Source organism: Clostridium sp. UBA2485 (assembly GCF_002341865.1).
Lineage (GTDB): Bacteria > Bacillota > Clostridia > Clostridiales > Clostridiaceae > Clostridium_J.
In genome coordinates this window covers 54,839-75,110 of record NZ_DDOV01000112.1, presented here as the reverse complement: position 1 = coordinate 75,110, position 20,272 = coordinate 54,839, and the positions used below count along the sequence as shown (strand labels likewise).

At 27.8% G+C, this 20,272-nt stretch carries 23 protein-coding genes and 1 pseudogene; 23 read left to right on the top strand and 1 reads right to left on the bottom strand.

Features of this window, described 5'->3' with window-relative positions; all coding sequences use genetic code 11:
• Positions 1–51 precede the first annotated feature (51 nt).
• From B3603_RS20735 to B3603_RS20710, 6 genes are all read left to right on the top strand, one after another.
• Positions 52–270, top strand: coding sequence for a helix-turn-helix transcriptional regulator (locus B3603_RS20735; protein ID WP_291568640.1), 219 nt, complete (start codon positions 52–54; stop codon positions 268–270).
• 133 nt (positions 271–403) lie between these two features.
• Positions 404–568: a hypothetical protein gene (locus B3603_RS20730; protein ID WP_291568514.1), complete on the top strand. Its 165-nt coding sequence runs from the start codon at positions 404–406 to the stop codon at positions 566–568.
• Complete coding sequence (locus B3603_RS20725; RefSeq protein ID WP_291568513.1) at positions 552–713, top strand: hypothetical protein; 162 nt, start codon at positions 552–554, stop codon at positions 711–713. Before B3603_RS20730 ends, B3603_RS20725 begins: the two co-directional genes overlap by 17 nt.
• Positions 713–1,915, top strand: coding sequence for an FtsK/SpoIIIE domain-containing protein (locus B3603_RS20720; protein ID WP_291568511.1), 1,203 nt, complete (start codon positions 713–715; stop codon positions 1,913–1,915). Before B3603_RS20725 ends, B3603_RS20720 begins: the two co-directional genes overlap by 1 nt.
• Positions 1,899–2,471: a hypothetical protein gene (locus B3603_RS20715; RefSeq protein WP_291568509.1), complete on the top strand. Its 573-nt coding sequence runs from the start codon at positions 1,899–1,901 to the stop codon at positions 2,469–2,471. Before B3603_RS20720 ends, B3603_RS20715 begins: the two co-directional genes overlap by 17 nt.
• A 259-nt stretch (positions 2,472–2,730) precedes the next feature.
• Positions 2,731–3,669, top strand: a complete 939-nt coding sequence (locus tag B3603_RS20710; RefSeq protein WP_291568507.1) for a hypothetical protein — start codon at positions 2,731–2,733, stop codon at positions 3,667–3,669.
• A 50-nt stretch (positions 3,670–3,719) separates the two neighbouring features.
• Here the strand turns inward: B3603_RS20710 and B3603_RS20705 are convergent, their stop codons facing one another.
• Positions 3,720–3,962 carry a helix-turn-helix domain-containing protein gene (locus tag B3603_RS20705; protein WP_291568505.1) on the bottom strand — a complete coding sequence of 81 codons (243 nt, stop codon included), beginning with the start codon at positions 3,960–3,962 and terminating at the stop codon, positions 3,720–3,722.
• Positions 3,963–4,338: 376 nt separating this feature from the next.
• On the opposite strand from B3603_RS20705, the gene B3603_RS20700 reads away from it, so the two are divergent.
• The 17 genes and pseudogenes from B3603_RS20700 (at position 4,339) to pstB (ending at position 20,261) form a co-directional block, all read left to right on the top strand.
• Entirely contained in the window at positions 4,339–4,482 is a 144-nt protein-coding gene (locus B3603_RS20700; protein WP_291568503.1) for a hypothetical protein, read from the top strand.
• Positions 4,483–4,530: 48 nt separating this feature from the next.
• Positions 4,531–4,827: pseudogene (locus B3603_RS20695) on the top strand (sigma-70 family RNA polymerase sigma factor); the annotation flags it as partial.
• 315 nt (positions 4,828–5,142) lie between these two features.
• Positions 5,143–5,904, top strand: a complete 762-nt coding sequence (locus tag B3603_RS20690) for a shikimate dehydrogenase family protein (RefSeq protein ID WP_291568501.1) — start codon at positions 5,143–5,145, stop codon at positions 5,902–5,904.
• 625 nt (positions 5,905–6,529) lie between these two features.
• Entirely contained in the window at positions 6,530–7,780 is a 1,251-nt protein-coding gene (gene ftsA, locus B3603_RS20685) for a cell division protein FtsA (RefSeq protein WP_291568499.1), read from the top strand.
• A 15-nt stretch (positions 7,781–7,795) separates the two neighbouring features.
• The gene (gene ftsZ / locus B3603_RS20680; RefSeq protein WP_291568497.1) at positions 7,796–8,902 is read left to right on the top strand and encodes a cell division protein FtsZ; all 1,107 of its coding nucleotides are present in this window, start codon (positions 7,796–7,798) and stop codon (positions 8,900–8,902) included.
• 428 nt (positions 8,903–9,330) lie between these two features.
• On the top strand, positions 9,331–10,134 hold the full coding sequence (gene spoIIGA, locus B3603_RS20675; protein WP_291568495.1) for a sigma-E processing peptidase SpoIIGA: 804 nt from the start codon (positions 9,331–9,333) through the stop codon (positions 10,132–10,134).
• A 44-nt stretch (positions 10,135–10,178) separates the two neighbouring features.
• Positions 10,179–10,874, top strand: coding sequence for an RNA polymerase sporulation sigma factor SigE (gene sigE / locus B3603_RS20670; RefSeq protein ID WP_291568638.1), 696 nt, complete (start codon positions 10,179–10,181; stop codon positions 10,872–10,874).
• A 75-nt stretch (positions 10,875–10,949) separates the two neighbouring features.
• Entirely contained in the window at positions 10,950–11,723 is a 774-nt protein-coding gene (gene sigG, locus B3603_RS20665) for an RNA polymerase sporulation sigma factor SigG (RefSeq protein ID WP_291568493.1), read from the top strand.
• Between the two features lie 376 nt (positions 11,724–12,099).
• Positions 12,100–12,366 (top strand): YlmC/YmxH family sporulation protein, encoded by a 267-nt coding sequence (locus B3603_RS20660; protein ID WP_291568492.1) that lies wholly within the window; start codon positions 12,100–12,102, stop codon positions 12,364–12,366.
• Between the two features lie 85 nt (positions 12,367–12,451).
• Positions 12,452–12,907 (top strand): transcriptional regulator NrdR, encoded by a 456-nt coding sequence (nrdR, locus tag B3603_RS20655; RefSeq protein ID WP_291568490.1) that lies wholly within the window; start codon positions 12,452–12,454, stop codon positions 12,905–12,907.
• A gap of 150 nt (positions 12,908–13,057) precedes the next feature.
• On the top strand, positions 13,058–13,777 hold the full coding sequence (gene pgeF, locus B3603_RS20650) for a peptidoglycan editing factor PgeF (protein WP_291568488.1): 720 nt from the start codon (positions 13,058–13,060) through the stop codon (positions 13,775–13,777).
• A 13-nt stretch (positions 13,778–13,790) separates the two neighbouring features.
• Positions 13,791–14,495, top strand: coding sequence for a response regulator transcription factor (locus B3603_RS20645; protein WP_039631714.1), 705 nt, complete (start codon positions 13,791–13,793; stop codon positions 14,493–14,495).
• 9 nt (positions 14,496–14,504) lie between these two features.
• Positions 14,505–16,196 (top strand): HAMP domain-containing sensor histidine kinase, encoded by a 1,692-nt coding sequence (locus tag B3603_RS20640; protein WP_291568485.1) that lies wholly within the window; start codon positions 14,505–14,507, stop codon positions 16,194–16,196.
• A 346-nt stretch (positions 16,197–16,542) separates the two neighbouring features.
• Positions 16,543–17,472 carry a PstS family phosphate ABC transporter substrate-binding protein gene (locus B3603_RS20635; protein WP_291568483.1) on the top strand — a complete coding sequence of 310 codons (930 nt, stop codon included), beginning with the start codon at positions 16,543–16,545 and terminating at the stop codon, positions 17,470–17,472.
• Between the two features lie 213 nt (positions 17,473–17,685).
• Entirely contained in the window at positions 17,686–18,585 is a 900-nt protein-coding gene (pstC, locus tag B3603_RS20630; protein WP_291568481.1) for a phosphate ABC transporter permease subunit PstC, read from the top strand.
• Positions 18,578–19,489, top strand: coding sequence for a phosphate ABC transporter permease PstA (gene pstA / locus B3603_RS20625; protein ID WP_291568480.1), 912 nt, complete (start codon positions 18,578–18,580; stop codon positions 19,487–19,489). The genes pstC and pstA overlap by 8 nt, the downstream gene beginning before the upstream one ends.
• A 16-nt stretch (positions 19,490–19,505) precedes the next feature.
• Positions 19,506–20,261: a phosphate ABC transporter ATP-binding protein PstB gene (gene pstB, locus B3603_RS20620; protein ID WP_291568477.1), complete on the top strand. Its 756-nt coding sequence runs from the start codon at positions 19,506–19,508 to the stop codon at positions 20,259–20,261.
• The last annotated feature ends 11 nt before the right edge of the window (positions 20,262–20,272 follow it).

The following is a 20,272-nucleotide window of genomic DNA, read 5'->3' as shown; positions in this document are numbered from 1 at the left end:
TCTAAATTACACCCGAAAAAGGAAATAATATACATTTAGCGAATATTATTTATTAAGGGGTGGTATCATGGGGTAAAGAATAAACTAAAAGAAATTCGTATGAGAGAGTATATGATGAATCAAAAGGAATTTTGTGCAATGCTTGGCATAAGTCAAAGCACATATAATCCAATAGAGAAAAATATAAAACAAGGCAATGCAGAAACTTTGTTAATAATAGCAGAAGGACTTAATCGCAAGGTAGAAGATATTTGGTACCTATGTGATTAGGTCCTTATTTTTTTATATTTTATTATTCAAAATCGAATTTAAAACTTATTTGAAAAAATATTACGCAAATAGGAAACTTTCCGCAACATCTACATATATATGTATTAAGAAACGCTTATTAAGGGGTGAAAAGATGCCGAAGATAGATGTAAGTTTTCGGAAGACAACTAGAGATATGGAATTATATTTAGAGGTTATGAAAAGAGAGAGAAACGAGAAAAGCGAGTTTGTTAAAAATGCAATTGAGTTTTATATGAAGCATTTAGAAAAGGAGAAAGAGAATGTTTTGGTTAGATAATTTGGTTCTAAATTATTTTAAAGCCGTATTTGACGCTACAACAATAGAAGGAATACCAGTAGGTGGATTTGTATTTCTATCTGTCTTAGGTGCTAAAATAGCAGAGTTCTATACCGTAAAAAACCGCAAAAGAGGTGGTAAGTAATGTTTGTGGAGCTAGGAGCAATTGGGGTAGTTAGTTATATTGGACATAGGATTAAAAACAAAGATTTCTATAAATATAAAAGTTTATTAAATGCTATGTATGCAAAAGAAAGCGGTTTTACCAATAAATTAGACCACACACCGATATTAAAACAATATCTAAATATAAGTTATGGAGATAGGCTCATATTGGACGTAAGCGGGATTATGAGCTTTGAGGAACTAGAAAAGAAAAAAGACTATATAAGTACCTATTTTAAGACTAAAGATGTGCTTATAAAACGGTTAAACAACGGATTAATACAATTAGACCTAATACGTAATGAATACTCTAATAAACGCTATGAGCCAGTCAAAACAAAAGAGCATGAAGTATTATGTGGCTACAATAGAGAAGGTGAATATATAAAAGTAGATATGAACAAATTCCCACACCTATTGATTGGTGGGGACACTGGAACAGGCAAGTCAAGGCTAATGCTTTTAATTCTAACTAACCTAATAACTCAGCATAATAATATAGACATATATCTTATGCAGATTAGAAAGGGAGATTTAACAGTATTTAAAGATTGTAAACAAGTAAAAAGGGTATCTAGAACCTTAGAAGAAGTAAGAGAAACGCTATTATATTTAGATAAAATTTGTAAAGAAAGGGATGCAAAGATAGAAGATTATATTGGGAAAGGTATATACAATATAGAGGATTGGAACAGAGCATTTAAATATAGGCAATTTAAATATGTTTATGTAGCATTAGAGGAGTTTTCTTTCTTTAATCCATCCGGGGCAGATAGTAAAGAGGAAAAAATAATTAAAAAAGAAATACTAGGCTTAATTAGAAATATAGTCTTAGTCGGAAGGAGTGTAGGAGTGTTTATATTGACAAGCTTACAGAAGCCGACCTCAAGCTCTATTCCGGCAGAGATTAAGGGACAGCTATGTACTAGAGCATCATTTCGACTACAAGATAAGGAAACTAGTATTATAGTTTTAGGTAACGGTAAAGCGTCAAAACTAGGCGAAAGAGAGGTTATCATTAGGACTTTAGGAGAGCAATATATCAAAACACCATATATAAACCATGATATAATTATGAAGTATATTAGCAGTTCTATAGTAAAGAAAAAAACTAAAAAAGTCCCTAAAATTAGTAATGATGGGGTAATTGACTTAAATTTATTAAATGAAATCAAAGTATGATAGTGATATTCTTGAATTCATTGATGAATTTGAAGGGATTACTATAGAACAGACTAAAAAGCTTTTCTTTAATACTAAATATGGATATGACACCGCAAGGCGTAGGCTAAAGAAATTGCAAAGTGAAGGCTTAATAAAAGTAGGTAAGGATTATTTAACTCAAAAGGATGTTTATTATATCGTAAGGAAACCTTCCTCACATACAGTTATGATTATGAATGTGTATGCAGAGCTTTATTCTATGGGTGTCGAAATAGTTTATTTTCAGCGTGGGTTTAAAGTGTGTGATAAAAGAAGTGATGCATTAATGATTGTCAAATATAAAGGCATAGCTAAAATGATATTGTTAGAAATAGATATTAACAATAGAACTAAAGATGACAAGTATCAAGCAGCTTTTAAACAAGGAGAGATACAGCGCAAGTATGGAACATTCCCTATAGTTTTAGTGGCAGAAAAAGAGAGGATAAGAAAAGGCAAAAATGAAAAAATAGAAATCGGGTACAAGCTGGTGAGAACGAGCTACACCCTAGAGGGGATAAAACAAATAATATAATATATTATCGCCGACAAGCAACAAAGACTCACATAGCCTATTGCAAGTGTTTAGCACTATTCTATTAGTCTTATGCTAAAAGACTGGTTATAAGACTAATTATAGGACTAATTAAAAGACAAATAAAAAAGGAATATTAGGAGGTTGATCCTAGTAACCTTTTTTATTTGCCCTAATTATGTTAAAAACTGTACAATATATTAAATCTAATATAATATAATTTTATAAATGATAATAAATTGGGTTAGGGGATTAGAAGATGACAAATAAAGAATTTGTACAAGAGTTTTATAATTTGTTTTTTATTAATGATAATAAATGCTTTATTGGTAGTAAAGAGCAAGCTAGACTAATGTTGCAGTTAAAATTTAATAAATATATACCAATGAAATTAGTTAATAAAGCTTTTAATGTATTTATAAGTTCAGGTTTAATATTTAAGAGGAAAAATAAGCAAAAAATCGGTATGAATATTGGAGAAGTAATATTTAAGATACGTCAGCAGAATGTATATGAGAGAATAGATGTTAATGGTAAAGAACAAATATTGAAGTCTTTATATTTTGTTTTCAAAGATATTAATACTTTAATAGATGAAGTTGTGGCTGAGGAAGATATCGAAGAATTAAGAAGATTAGAACATGAGAAAAATATTCTAATTAAAGAGCTTAAACCGTATAAAGATTATAATACAGACTTTTCTGACCAAGGGTTACTATATGGCATTTCAAGAACTACTATAAAAGAGTATATTAAAATTTTAGATGAATATGATATTTCTGAAGTAGAAAGAATAAAGAAACAAAAAGAGCAAGAAAGAATAAAGATACATGATGAAAAAGAAAAAATAAGAAAAGAAATTATAAGGGATTGTTTTAATTTGTTAAAAGCAAATTTAAAATTGGAAGGCGCATTACAAATAACAGTGAGTTCATTAGAAGGTTACTATAATTCATATCAAGATATTGATAGGTGCTATTCAGCTGATTTAGGAGTTATTTATGCAAAAAATATAATATTCAATAATGATATAATAGAAATTAATGAGGTGAGTAGCGCATTTAGATTTAAAATACATAAGGTATTTACAGATATTCAGAATAGATTAATGAAAATGATTAGTGATGGGATAAAGCTAACAATGCACATTAATGAAGCGCTACTAGATGACTTAATAAAATTGAATCCATATTGCTAATACATATTTTTATAATTGATATAAAATAACCCCTGAAATTACTTCAGAGGTTATTTTTGATAATATATACAGTTTCTTTTATCTGTACAATCTTTATTAAATTTAGGGCAGTAATAACACATTATATCCCCCATACATATATCTAATACTTCAACTATTTTGCAAATCATTTTTAAAGAAGGTCTTCTTTTGCCAGCTTCAAGTTCATAAACATAACCTGGACTCGTACCTAATAAAGCAGCTAGTTGAAGCTGAGTTAAGTTTCTTTTCTTTCTCCAATATTTTATTGACAAGAATAACACTCCTATAGAATAGTGCAACATTACATAATACGACATAATAATACATTTATTTTCTATAATAGCACAGCGTTTTGTAGGAGTATATAAGAAAATGTTGGAAAATGTTTATTGCATATAATGCTAGTAGCGTGAGTTGAGATATGCGTTTTAGTTGTATAATCAAAGCGAGGGTTAACTTCTTATTTAATTTAGAAAATTTGTATACAAATTAAGGGAAATATAAAATAGATAAAATATGCGAACAAACGTTCTTTACTAAGCTTAAAAAAATGTTATAATTATGTTAATGAAAAAATATTTTACATAACGATAACGCAAATGAAATAAAGAAAGTATAATTTATAGGGTTAAATTATGGAGGGTAAAAATGAATAATATTGAGATTTTAAAAAGACAAGAAGAACTTTTAAAAGAAGTCGATTTCTTAGCTGAGAGAAGAACAGAAAAAGAAGAAACGCTCAATAATGAATTTTTTTTATCGTTAAGCAGTATCCAAGAAAGTTTAATGTAGATTATATATAATATGTAGGAACTCAATTAACTTGATATATAACATGTAAAAGGTAATGAGATTTCATTAATGGATATATTAAGTAGTGATAAAGATTCTATTATAGAAATAGTAGAAAATAAAATTCAGGTGAAAAAGCTTTATAGCAAAATCAATACTGTTTTGCAGGAAAGAGAAAAGCTTATTATAGAAATGAGATATGGACTTATTGATGGAAAGGGTAAAACTCAACGAGAAATTGCGAAAATACTAGGGATATCAAGGTCCTATGTATCGAGGATAGAGAAGAGAGCATTAAAAAAACTATGTAAAGAATTAAATAGCCCGGATAGTAATACTTATTGATTTTTAAAGCCTGGAGGTATTTAATATAATTTAGTATGAGGTTTTAAGTGTAGTGATATTTACAAAATAATATTAAAGAGTATAAAATTGAATTAAAGATGTGAATTATGAACTGTATTTGAATTATAAAGTTAGTGATTAATGAGAGCAAAATAATTATTGTAAATTATTTTCTTCAAAAGAAACTAGGCTTTAAATTTTTAATTGCATGCAATACACAGTCAAATTCTCATCCTTACTTAATTAATTTTATATTAGTGTTTTTACATTTAATATTGAATTTAAAATAGTATAAAGCTTGAAGGAGGTGATATAATGAATTATAGTGGACTATTGGGAAGAAACATACAGTATACTTTGTCACCTCCTATTCATAATGAATATTATAAGAAGAACAATATATCGTTAGAATATAGAATATTTGATATACGGCAAAGTGAAGTAAAAAAATTTTTAGAATCTTTACCAAGTAATAATATAGTAGGAGTTAATGTTACCATTCCATATAAAGAATATATTATAGACTTCTTGCAAGAGCTAGCTTATCCTGCGAACAAGATTAAAGCAGTTAATACAGTTGTAATTAATAATAATAGACTTATAGGTTATAATACTGATTATTTTGGCTTTATTGAAAGTTTAAAAATAAATAATATTAATCTTCAAGGAAAAAAAACTTTAATTATTGGTAGCGGAGGAGCTGCTAAAGCTGTACTTTATGGAGTAAAGGACTTAGGTGTAGATGAAATACATATGGTACTTAGAAAAAAAGAATCCATAAAAGATCATAGTATTTATATAAGTAAATTTTTTAGCTTTGAAGATGAATTGGATTTAAGAGATTATGACATAGTAATTAACTGTACACCATTAGGTGGCGCAAACTATATGGAAAGTTGCCCTATAAAAATAAAGAATTGTAATAAGAATATAGTTTTTTATGACTTGAATTATAATCCTAAGGTTACTAAGTTTATGGAATTAGGAGAAAAATATGGTGCAAGAACTATAAATGGAATGGATATGCTTTATAGTCAGGCTTATAAAGCTATAGAAATATGGAAACAAATATTATAAAATTACTTAAGAATATTCAAAAAATAACTAATCATATATTTGATTAGTTATTTTTTATATAATTATTAAAAAAATAATTATAGTAAAGAAAATGATTATATTTGTTATATATTAAGCTTTAAGGTAGTCTATCAATATATAATAAACATATTGATTATTTTTTAACAATTTGCAAAGTTTTTAAAAATACTATAATATATTAAGAAAATATATTATAGTATTGATATGTAAATATGAAATCTGTTATTATTAAAGTGTATACTGTTAGCTTTATACTACCAGTAAATTACAATACACAAATTTATTGCCTAGGAAAGAAATCAAATTAGAACTTAAAGATAATCTTATTTAATAAAATGTGATTTAAAAAAGAATTGTATTAAAATAAGTAATCTTTATATTTGGTATAGATGAGAGCAGTATCCCATCTATTTTTTATATAAACGTAAATAAAAATAGATGGTTTTTAGTGAAATATTGCATTTTATTTACAAAGCAATTATACTGAAAATAGGAGTTTATATTTTAACATAATATTCTCTAAAAAATAAGCTATTTTAGAGGAAAAATAAGTTTTTTGTTGAATATATACTTTTGAAGCTTCTCTTAAGGGGGGATAATTTAAGTGAGCAATTACATAGTTGGAATAGACATTGGAGCATCCAAAGTATGTGGTGTAGTTGGAGATTTAGATGGTATCGGAAAGCTTCAAGTTTTAGGAATTACTACATCTAAATGTAATGGCATAAAAAAAGGTTTACTTGAAGATGTAGAAAGTACAACTAAAGCTATTTCTGAAACAGTAAAACAACTAGAAAATATTGTTGGTACTACTATAGAAGATGCATATATTTCTATACCTGTATCATTATGTGAAATAGTTGAGGAAAGAGAAGTATTAACTTTATCTTCCCAGGATAGAGAAATAAAGAGAGAAGACATTGATAGTGTTATTAATGTGATGAGACTTGAAGTTGAGGCTTCTAGAGGCATGGAAGTAGTAGCAATAAACCCTGAGGAATATTCAATCAACGAGGTGGGTAACATAAATAATCCAATAGGGTTATTAGGTCGTACTTTAGGAGTTAGAGCTCAGGTGTTAATTGCATCAAAAGAAATAGTTGATAACTACAGAAAAGCTATGAATGAAGCAAAAGTAAAAGTTAAGAGTGTAGTTGTAGATTCTTTAGGAGTATCAAAGGATATGTTAAAATCTGAAGAACTTAAAGAAGGAGTAGCACTTATAGATATAGGTGCGGAGACTTCAGATATTTCCATATTTAAAAATAATAAACTAAGCTATACATCTAGTATACCTCTAGGCGGTGAAACTATAACCAGTGACATATCTATTTGTCTTAAAATTTCTCGTGAGGATGCAGAGAACTTAAAAATTAAAAGCGGAAGGCTATTTAAAGATGATATATCACTAGATTATAAATTAAAGATTTATTCATCAGAGAATGGAGAGTTATTAGAAGTAGATTATAATACATTAGTTGAAATAGTTGCAGAAAGAGTTAGAGAAATAATAGTTTTAGTTAAACGAGATTTAATTAAAGCTGGATATTATAATGAAATAAGCTCTATTGTAATATGTGGTGGTGGTATTTCACTATATAGGAGTGTTACTGATTTAGTTTCAAGTATATTGGACAAGTCATGTAGAATAGGTACTCCATCTTATGTAGGAGCTGCTAACCCAATATATACAACAGCTACAGGTATTATAAAAGAATTATCATTGAATATGAAAGTTATAGAGAATGTAGAAGAGAATGTAGAACCAAAAAACTTAAATAATAAAAAGTCAAGTAAAAGTGTAAAAGAGACATTTTCATCCAAAATAAAATCGTTTTTATCAGATTTTTTCTAATGAGGAGGTAGTATTGTGCTAGATTTTGATGTTCAAGACAGAGATTTATGCCAGATAAAGGTAATTGGATGTGGAGGCGGAGGAAACAACGCTGTAAATAGAATGATTGAAGAAGGACTTAAAAACGTAGAGTTTATAGGAATAAATACAGACAAGCAAGCTTTAGCTTTATCAAAAGCATCGCAAAAAATTCAATTAGGTGAGAAGCTTACTAGAGGATTAGGTGCAGGTGCTAATCCTGAAATTGGAAGAAAAGCAGCAGAAGAAAGCAAAGAAGAAATTGTACAAGCACTAAAAGGTGCAGATATGGTATTTATTACTGCTGGTATGGGTGGTGGTACAGGTACTGGTGCAGCACCAGTAGTAGCAGAAATTGCTAAGTCAATGGGAATATTGACAATAGGAGTTATTACTAAACCATTTATATTTGAAGGCAGAAAAAGAATGATTCATGCTGAAACTGGAATTAAATCATTAAAGGAATCGGTAGATACTTTAGTGACAATACCAAATGAAAGATTGTTGAGCATGGTAGATAAAAAAACTACATTAGTTGAATCATTTAAAAAAGCGGATGAGGTATTAAGACAAGGTGTTCAAGGTATATCAGACCTTATTACTATACCAGGACTTATAAACTTGGACTTTGCTGATATTAGTACAATAATGTTGGATAAAGGACTGGCTCATATGGGGGTAGGTGCAGGTAGAGGTGATAATAGAGCGCAAGAAGCGGCAAAAGAAGCAATATCAAGCCCTCTTCTTGAAACTTCAATCGTTGGTGCAACAGGAGTGCTATTAAATGTTACTGGAGGATCTGATTTATCATTATTAGAAATTAGTGAAGCTGCACAAATAGTTCAAGAAGCTGCAGACCCAGATGCAAACATTATATTTGGTGCGGTTATTGATGAGAATTTAAAAGAAGAAATAAGAATAACTGTTATAGCAACTGGATTTGAATGTGACAAAGCTCCTCAAAATATAATTAATAATTCGAAAGCTGATACAATAGTTTCTTCAAGAAATGTCCCTAAAGAGGAAGTAGCAGCAACAGAAGAGAAATATGAAGAAGAAAATTATTCAGTACCAACGTGGTTAAGAAGAAATACAAATAGATAATTTTAAGGCAAATGTAAAATTACATTTGCTTTTCTTTTTTGCAAAATAATATATTATTTCTAAGTTTAATTAAATTAATTTTTTTAACTGATTTTTAACTAGCAATTACATTGCTAGTTTTTTTATAGGAAACTATGATGTAACTTAAAAATAAATTAATTTAAAACTTCTTTAATATAAGGAGAAATTTCTATAGATTATACATCTTCAATTCTCAATTGTATAAAGAACAAGTTTTCACAATTAGTAATTAAATAACTTTAGTTAAAATATCAAAATATTTATTTAAATCTATGTATATCAAAATTATTTGGGAAAATAATCATAATTTGACGTAAAAAAAAATGAATAATTCTAAAAATACAGGTAAAATTTTACAAATTTTATACTCTATTACATGTATAATATTTCTTAGAGGAGGAATAATTTTGGTTATTTATTTAGATGAAATTTTATTTAAAAATTTTTTAGTTAATTTATTCATCTTATGTATTACTCTTCAAACTATAAAGAAGAAAACAAAGTTTACAAAAGAGATCATTGCAGCAGCTTTTGGAAGTCTGTATGTTTTGGTGATGTTTATTCCAAGACTTATGTTTCTTAAAAGTAAATTAGTTAATGTAATCATTGCTTTTATAATGATAATAATTTGCTTAAGAAAAGAAAGCAAATTAATCTGCATTAAAGGTACTTTAATTTATATACTTTATTCTATGTTGCTTGCGGGAACTACCTATTACTTTTCACTAAACAATGATCCTAATTTATTATTTACTCATTCTATGTTTAAATTTAATTATGAAAAATTAGCATTAGCTATAATGATTCTATACTTAATTATTAACAGAGTTGTAGTATACATAAAAGATAGAAAAATATTATACAACTATATTTGTACTATTGATATCTCTGTTAATAATCAAAAGTTAAGGGTTAAAGGATTTTTAGATACAGGTAATGAATTAAGAGAGCCTATTACTAATTTACCAGTAATTATAGTAGAGAAAGATGCTTTAAAGGAATTGGAATTAAACAGTTATGTAAAATATCTAATAGGTTATTCAGTGGTAAACGGGAAAGATGGAAAGCTAGAGGGATTTAAACCTGATAGTGTTAGTATTATTTTTGATGAAAATGTAATTTTAAAAGATGCAATTATAGCTTTTTGTGATAATAAACTTAGTAAATACAATGACTATAATGCACTATTGCCAAGAGGCATAATAATTTGAACGGGGGTATTTAAGTGAAAATTAAAGTCTTTTTCAATAAATTAATAAGTGGATTAAGCAGCTTGTTAGGCAAAATAAAAATTTTTTATAAAAAGGTTTATTATATAGGAGGAAATGATGCATTACCCCCACCGCTTACTAAGGAAGAGGAAGATAAGTTAGTACAGGATTTAGTTTTAGGAGATGAAAGCATTAGAGCTACACTTATAGAAAGAAATTTAAGACTAGTTGTATATATTGCTAGAAAGTTTGAAAATACAGGAGTGAACGTAGAAGATTTAATTTCTGTAGGTACTATAGGGCTTATTAAAGCTGTAAATACATTTGATCCTGAAAAGAAGATTAAGCTTGCTACATATGCTTCAAGATGTATCGAAAATGAAATACTTATGTATTTAAGGAGAAATAGTAAAATCAAGACAGAAATATCATTTTATGAACCACTAAATATTGATTGGGATGGAAATGAACTTTTATTATCGGATATATTAGGTACTGAAAGTGATGTAGTTTACAACCTTATTGAAGATGAGGTTGACAAGCAATTATTGGTTTTAGCAATGGAAAAATTAAATGATAGAGAAAAAGAAATTGTTGAGTTGAGATTTGGCCTTAATGGATATGCAGAAAAAACCCAAAAGGAAGTAGCGGATATACTTGGTATATCACAATCATATATTTCTAGATTAGAAAAAAGAATTATTAAAAGGTTGAAAAAAGAAATTAATAAAATGTTGTAAAGTTGTCCTTAGTATAAAAGTTATCACATAAGGAGATAATTAAAATGCAATTACTCTGAAGGGAATGGTGACCTTATGATGATAAACAAAGTAGAAATATGTGGGGTAAACACGTCAAAACTACCAGTTTTAAAAGAAAAGGAAATGAAGGAATTGCTTTTAAAAATGAAGGATGGAGATGAAGAATCCAGAGAAAAATTTATAAAAGGAAATTTAAGACTGGTACTTAGCGTTATTCAACGTTTTAACAATAGGGGAGAAAATGTTGACGATTTATTTCAAGTAGGATGTATAGGATTAATTAAAGCCATTGACAATTTTGATTTAAGCCAAAACGTTAAGTTTTCTACTTATGCTGTTCCAATGATTATTGGTGAAATAAGGCGATATTTAAGAGATAATAATTCTATAAGAGTTAGTAGATCACTTAGAGATATTGCATATAAAGCACTTCAAGTTAGAGATAGATTAGTTAATAAAGATAATAAAGAACCTACTGTTTCACAAATAGCAAAAGAGCTTCAAGTATCAAGAGAAGAAGTAGTTTTTGCACTTGATGCTATTCAAGATCCAGTTTCTTTGTTTGAACCAATTTATCATGATGGTGGAGATGCTATCTATGTTATGGATCAAATTAGTGATAATAAGAATTTAGATGATAGTTGGCTTGAAAATATATCTATAAAAGAAGCTATGAAAAAATTAAGTGATAGAGAAAAATTAATATTAAATTTAAGATTCTTTGATGGAAGAACTCAAATGGAGGTAGCAGATGAGATAGGTATTTCTCAAGCACAGGTATCACGATTAGAAAAGACAGCGTTAAAGCATATGAGGAAATATGTTTAAAGAGCCTATATAGGCTCTGTTTTTTCTTATTAAAGATATTATTAAAAGCTTGATAAAAATCTGTAAAGGCTAAAAATTAATCAGTTTCTAAGTACAAGCTTATTAAATAAAGCATATTCAAAAATAACCAGTTAGTAAGTTGAGAAATTTTGTATATATAAACTATTTTTAAAATAATGTATAGATATATCTTTAAATATTTCAAGTCACAGCTTTGATCAATGGAGAATTAAAAATAGAAAATTTATAATTGTGGTGGAAATTAGTTTTAATTAAACTAATTTCTTTAATTAATTATTTTATTTTAGATTCATAAGAATATATATTTTACTTTAAAATATATATTAGCATAGAGAAAAAAATATGGGAGGATATTATGGAAAACACAATGTATGCAATAAATAGTTTAAAGATGATGGAAGTTATAGATATAAATTCAGGATCAAAACTTGGATATATAAAAGATTTAAAAATAGACTGTGAAGTTTATAGAGTATTGTCAATTGTAATACCTTCTCAAGAAAAAGGTGGATGGTTTAATAAAAGTAGTGATATTGAAATTCCTTGGGAAAATATTAGAAAAATAGGTATTGATGTAATACTAGTTGATGGAGAAGGATATATAGATATAATGGAAGAATAAGAGATATTTTATTTTTTTATGGAATTTTATCAAAATATGTGTATAATTAACTATATAAAATTCTTTAAAAAGGTAGTGAAGATAAGTGAAATGTCCATTTTGTAGCGGTGAAGAAAGTAAAGTAGTTGACTCAAGATCCACTGATGATAATGTTGCAATAAGAAGAAGAAGAGAATGCCTTCGCTGTAACAAACGATATACCACCTATGAAAAGATAGAAGATATTCCGGTATTAGTCATTAAAAGGGATTTAAATAGAGAGTTTTTCAACAGAGATAAAATAATAAGGGGATTAGTTATTGCTTGCCAAAAAAGACCGGTATCCAGAGCTGTAATTGAAAATATAACCAATGATATAGAGAAATCTTTAAACAATAAAATGATTACAGAAATTAGCTCAGAGGATATAGGTGAAATGGTGCTAGAAAAGTTAAAAACTATCGATGAAGTTGCTTATGTTAGATTTGCTTCTGTATACAGGCAATTTGAAGACATAAATACTTTTATGCATGAAATTAGAAATCTTATGAGTCATAAGTAGAATACTTAAAAAGTATTTTACTTTTTTTCTATGTAAAGTTTTAGATGAAATCTGAAAATTTTATGTTAAATACAAGTTAAAAAATAGAGGAAACTGTTACAGTATATTACTTTAAGTGATATTATCAAAGTAGAAATTAGGAGGGTCAACATGGCAAAGCTAAATATTAGTGATTATGAATTTGTAACATATAAAGAAGAAAATATAAATATAGTTTTTTCAACATCAAAAAATAATTTAAACTTTAATAAAAGAACAAAAGAAGGACAGAATAATTTAAACAATCTAAAAGATTTATTTAAATTAGACGAGGTTATTTATCTAAATCAAATTCATAGTGATATAGTTCATATTTATGAAAATGACAATATAACTAATTTAGATGGAGATAGTATTATAACCTCTAAGAATAAAACAGCAATAGGAATTTTCACAGCAGATTGTGTACCTGTAATAATTGTAGATAATAAAAAGAAAGTAGTAGCAGCAATACACAGTGGATGGAAAGGTACATTTAATCTTATTGTTACAAAAACTATAGAAAAAATCATTAAAGAATATGGCTGTAATGAAGAGGATTTAAAAGTATATATAGGACCTCATAATAAAGAATGTTGTTATGAGGTAAGTGAAGAATTAATAGAAAAATTTAAAGCCCTTCCCATTTACAAATATGAAAATATAAGTAATGGACGATATTTAAATTTACAAGAATGCATACGGGTACAGCTTACAAACTTAAATATTAAAAAAGATAATATTTATTCTGCAGATATATGCACTTATTGTAATAGTGAATATAAGTTGTATTCTTATAGAAAAGAACATGAAAAAGAGGGAAGATTATTTTCTTTTGTATATATTGAATAATGGAGGAAAACTTATGGCAGAAAAAAAAATTTTAGTAGTAGATGATGAGGAGCATATAGTTGAGCTTATAAAGTTTAATCTTGAGAAAAATGGATATAAAGTTTTAACAGCTAATACTGGAGACCTAGGCTTAAAAATTGCAAAAGAAAAAATGCCTGATCTACTTTTATTAGATTTAATGCTTCCAGGAATGGATGGACTTGAAGTTTGTAAGGAAATTAGAAAGGAACCAATCATCTCTTCTATGCCAATCATAATGATTACTGCAAAGAGTGAGGAACTAGATAAAATATTAGGCTTAGAACTTGGCGCAGATGATTATATAACAAAACCTTTTTCTGTTAGAGAACTTATGGCAAGAGTTAAAGCTATTCTTAGAAGAACTGTAGTAAAATATGAGGATAATAATTTCAAATTTGGTGATGTAGTTATAGATTTTGAAAAGCATGAAGTAAAGAGAAATGGAGAAAAAGTAGAGCTTACTTTAAAAGAATTTGAACTTTTAGAGATACTTATTAAAAATCGTGGAAGGGTTATGACTAGAGACTTTCTTTTGGATAAAATATGGGGCTATGAGTATGTAGGGGAAACTCGAACTGTAGATGTTCATGTAAGGCATTTAAGACAAAAGATTGAGAGTAATGATAAAAATCCTGTGTTTATTCAAACAATAAGAGGAATAGGATATAAATTCAACTATTCTGAGGGAAGTGAGTAAACTAATCCCATGAAGAAGAAATTAATGTTTTATATTTTATCTTCCATGATATTTATTTTTGGATTTGTGACAGTTTTATTTATAACTATATTAAATTATCAAAGACAGGAAAATGTAAAAGAAAATTTAAAAAACTATAATGGAATTATAATGGAGTTTATTAAAGTTAATGAAATTGATAATAATAAAGCATTGTTTAAGAAACTTGATGATTTAAATATAAGAGTTACAATACTAGATATCGAAGGAAATGTAAAGTTTGATTCTAAAGTAGATAAAAATAATTTAGAAAATCATAAAGAAAGATCAGAATTTAAAGATGCATTAGTTAGTGGTGAAGGTTATGGAGTAAGAGTTAGTAAAAGTTTAGATATAGATACTGTTTATTATGCATCAAAATTTGACAATTATATTATAAGAACTTCTCAACCAGTTAAAGGAATTAACGGTGAGGATAAAACATATATATTCACTTATGTAACTGTAGTAGGAGTTATACTCCTAATTACAATATGGGTTTCCTCAAAGTTGTCTTATATAATCGTAAAACCTATTATGGACTTGGAAAATACTACTTCTATGATAGCACAAGGTGAGTTGGATAGAAGGGTTAAGGTGACTTCTAAGGATGAAATAGGACAGCTAGGTGCAAGCTTTAATAAAATGGCAAATAAACTAGAATATAGTTTAAATGAAGTTAAAGAAAAACAAAATAGATTATCTGCTATACTTCAAAGTATGGATAGTGGAGTTATTGCTATAGATATTAATGATAATATAATTATAGTTAATGCATATACGGAAAAAATTTTTGGAATTAATGAAGATGTTATAGGCAAAAATATAAACACAATCTCCAAAAATTTTGATATAAGTATGATTTTTAAGGATATAGATGATCATTATAAAGAAGTTAAAATAGATTACCCTAAAGAAGCATATTTAAGAGTTAGAACTGCAGATATTATAAATAGAAATCATCATATTGGTAAAGTAGCTGTAATACAGGATGTGACAGATGTTAAAAAATTAGAAAATGTCAGAACGGAATTTGTAGCTAATGTGTCTCATGAATTAAAAACACCTTTAACTTCTATTAAAGGATTTACAGAAACTTTAAGATATGTTGATGATATAGAAACTAGAGATAAGTTTTTAGATATAATTGAAGAGGAAGCGGATAGGCTTACTAGGCTTATATCTGACATATTAATTCTTTCTGATATTGAATTACAAAAAGACTTTAAAAAAGAAATAGTTGATGTAAATAGAATAATCTCTCATGTTGATGCTCTTATGAGAAATGTAGGGGATAAGAAAGATGTAAACATTGTAATAAAAGGAGAAAAAGTTCCTAATTTAGTTGGAGACAGTGATAAATTTAAACAAATGCTTATTAATTTGGTTGATAATGCAATTAAGTATTCCGAAAGTGAAGAGATTATTATTAATAGATATTATAAAGATAATCAATGCATTATTGAGATAGAAGATAAAGGAATAGGAATATCTAGAGATCATATATCACGCTTATTTGAGAGGTTCTATAGAGTGGATAAGGCCAGATCTAGAGCTAAGGGAGGAACCGGGCTAGGTCTTGCAATAGTTAAACATATTGTGTTAGGTTTTAACGGTAATATATCTGTAGAAAGTGAATTAAACAAGGGAACAAAATTTATTATAACTATACCTTATAGTTAAATCAATTGAGAATTGACAATGGACAATTGAAAATTAAGATAGAGATTAATTCTGTATGAATTAATCTCTTTAAATATATTTTTTACTAGCAATTATATTGCTAGTTTTTTTTATAAGAAGCTACTGTGTAGCTTCAAAAAGAATTCTCTTATAAAGGATAAATTACTATAATTATTCATTATCAATTCTCAACTGCATAGGCTAGATTCTAATTGTAAATAATACTTAACATTAAGTAAATTTTAATTAACAAGATGATAAAACTTACTTAATAAAACCTCTATAAAATAAACTTGTAAGGAAAATTTGGAAGAAATAATAACATATATATTTAGGAGGAAGCAAAATGAAAAGACAATCAATTAAACTTATACTTACTTCTTTACTAGTAGTAACTTTAACAGGAGTGTTTATAGGTTGCGGTAAGAAAGAGAGTTCATCTTCACTAACTGGAGAGATAAAAATTGATGGTTCTTCAACTGTAGCACCTATTACAGAAGGAATGGCAGAAGAATTTAATAAAATTCACAGAGATGTTAAAATTCCTATTGGAATATCTGGAACCGGTGGAGGGTTTAAAAGATTTGTTACTAAAGAAACAGATATAAATGACGCTTCAAGAGCAATTAAAGATAAAGAAAAGTCAGAGGCTGAAAAGAATGGTGTTAGTTACACAGATTTTAAAATTGCCTTTGATGGAATTACTCTAGCAGTTAATAAGGACAATACATGGGTAGATACTTTAACAGTAGATGAGATAAAAAATATATGGTCTCCTGATAGCAAGGTCAAGACTTGGAAGGATATAAGAAATGAATGGCCAGCAGAAGAAATTAAATTTTATTCACCAGGAACGGATTCAGGTACTTTTGATTATTTTACAGAAGAAATAAATAAAAAAAGTGGTGCAATAAGACAGGATATAACTCCTAATGCAGACCCTAATACTTTAGTACAAGGTGTTGCAGGAAATAAAAATGCCATGGGCTTCTTTGGATATTCATATTATGAAGAAAATAAGGATAAGCTAAAGGCTGTTAAAATTGATAATGGCAAAGGTGGAATTGAACCTAGTTTTGAAACTATAAAAGATGGAAGCTATGCTCCATTATCAAGACCATTATTTTTATATGTAAATAATGAGTCATTAAAAAGAGAAGAAGTTAAAGAATTCTTAAAGTTCTATTTAAGTGAAGGGAAATTTATTATATCAGAAATCGGGTATGTAGAGTTACCGGATGAAGATTATAATGTGGAATTAGGAAAGATAGAATAGATTAGTTAAAGATAAATAATAAGGGGATAGCCTGTAGGCTATCCCTCCTTTAATTTATAAAATAAAGAAATTTTAATAAATTGTCTAATTTGAGGTTAAATTAATAAAAGCTAACATTCTGTTAACCTTGCCTTAACATTAGTTATAAGGAAGTTAACATTAAAACCATATAATTAAATCAATAACACGAGGAACACTGTAGGAGGAAAATATATGTCATCTAAAAGGAGAAATATTAATAAAAAAGAGTTCATAATAGAAAAGTTTTTGCAGGGATTTACATTATTAACTGTATTAACAACCGTAGTAATTATAGTTATTTTATCTAAAGAATCTTTTATATTTTTTAAAGATATAGGAATTGTAAGATTTTTTACAGAGAAGAGTTGGACTCCTCTTTTAGAACCTAAGCACTTTGGAATAATGCCACTATTAAACGGCACATTAATAATTGGAGTTACTGCAATTATAATTGCCATTCCTATAGGGTTAGGAGCAGCAATTTATCTAAGTGAATATGCACCAAAAAAAGTAAAAAACATAATTAAACCAATGGTGGAAATTCTAGCGGGTATACCATCTATAGTTTATGGATATTTTGCACTGACATTTATAACACCTTTACTTCAAAGAATCTTTCCTAACATAGAGATATTTAATGCTCTAAGTGCAGGAATTGCTGTAGGAATAATGATTATACCTATGATTTCATCTTTGAGTGAGGATGCTATGAGTTCTATATCTTCATCTGTAAGAGACGGTGCTTATGCATTAGGAGCAACAAAATTGGAAGTAGTAACAAAAATAGTTATACCAGGAGCAATATCAGGAATCATATCATCTTTTATATTAGCTATTTCAAGAGCAATAGGAGAAACTATGATAGTCGCAATTGCAGCAGGATCTAGGCCATCATTAACTTTAAATCCACTTAAAAGTATACAAACAATTACAGGATATATGGTTAATATAGCAATGGGAGATGTGCAAAGAGGGACTATAGAATATCAAACTATTTTTGCAGTAGGAACAGTATTGTTTTTACTTACATTTATATTGAATATCATTGCTAAAAAAGTAGTTAAAAAAGGAAAGGAGCTTCAAAATGTCTAATGAAGGATATGCCATAAATAAAACTTCCTCTAAGGAAAATCATAGAATTAAGGAAGAAAACAATTTAAAACGAAGAAAAATAAAAAATACATTATGTAAATCCATATTTCTAGCTTGTACATTATTTGCGTTAATAACCTTAGTGCTTCTTATGTTTTCTATAATAAAAGATGGAATTAAATATTTAGATATAAACTTTTTAACTAGTTTTCCATCAAGATTTGTAAGTAAGGCTGGAATATTACCAGCTTTTGTAGGCAGTATTTATTTAATATTTTTGACAGCATTAATTTCTTTTCCTATAGGAATTGGAACTGCTATATATATTGAAGAGTACATGAAAAAAAGTAGATTAAGAGAATTTTTAGAACTTAATATTTCTAACTTGGCAGGGGTTCCATCTATAGTTTATGGAATGCTTGGATTAGGAGTCTTTGTAGTAGTATTAGGCAGAGGAATGCTCACTGGGGCATTGACATTATCCTTATTAATATTGCCTACTATAATAATTACTACAGAAGAAGCTCTTAGAAATGTACCTATTGCAATTAAAGAAGGTTCTTATGCTTTAGGAGTTTCAAAATGGCAAAGTATAACAGGAGTTATCTTACCTTATGCAATGCCAAGTATATTAACAGGTACAATACTTTCCATATCAAGAGCATTAGGAGAATCTGCACCACTTATCATGGTAGGAGCTTTAAGCTATGTAGCCTTTTTACCAAAAGGACTTACAAGTTCATATACAGCACTACCAATACAAATTTACAATTGGACTTCAAGGCCACAAGCAGAATTTCAAAAATTAGCAGCATCAGGAATAATAGTACTACTTGTAATTTTATTAACTGCTAACAGTATAGCAATATTATTAAGAAATAAATATAATAAGAATTTACATTAAGACTAGGAGAGATAATATGACTTCTAAAATAAAAGTTGAGGATTTTAGCTTTTACTATGGTGAAAAAAAAGCCTTAGATAATATAAATTTGCAGATTGAAGAAAGAAAAATAACTGCATTAATAGGTCCTTCAGGATGTGGCAAATCTACATTTTTAAGAAGCTTAAATAGAATGAATGATTTTATAAATGATATAAACTATGAAGGAAAAATTCTTATAAATAATAATGATATCTTAATTGAAAATATAGATACAATTGAACTTAGAAAGTCAGTAGGAATGGTATTTCAAAAAGCTAACGTTTTTCCAAAGTCTATATATGAAAATGTAATTTATGGTCCTAAGAGATATGGAATAAAAGATAAAAATAAATTAGATGAAATAGTGGAAAGTAGCTTAAAAAGAGCTGCACTTTGGAATGAAGTAAAAGATGTTCTAAATAAATCAGCTTTTAGATTATCTGGAGGACAACAGCAAAGACTATGTATTGCAAGAGCATTAGCCTCTAAGCCAGATATAATTCTTATGGATGAACCTACTTCAGCCCTAGATCCTATTTCAACATTAAAAATTGAGGAACTTATGGAAGAATTAAAGAAGAATTACACAGTAGTTGTGGTTACTCATAATATGGAACAAGCTGCAAGAACTTCAGATTATACAGCGTTCTTTTTAAATGGTAAACTTATAGAAATGGATATTACTAATAATATTTTTTCTAATCCTAAAAATAAAAAAACAGAGGATTACATTTCAGGTAGATTTGGTTAATATAACTGGAG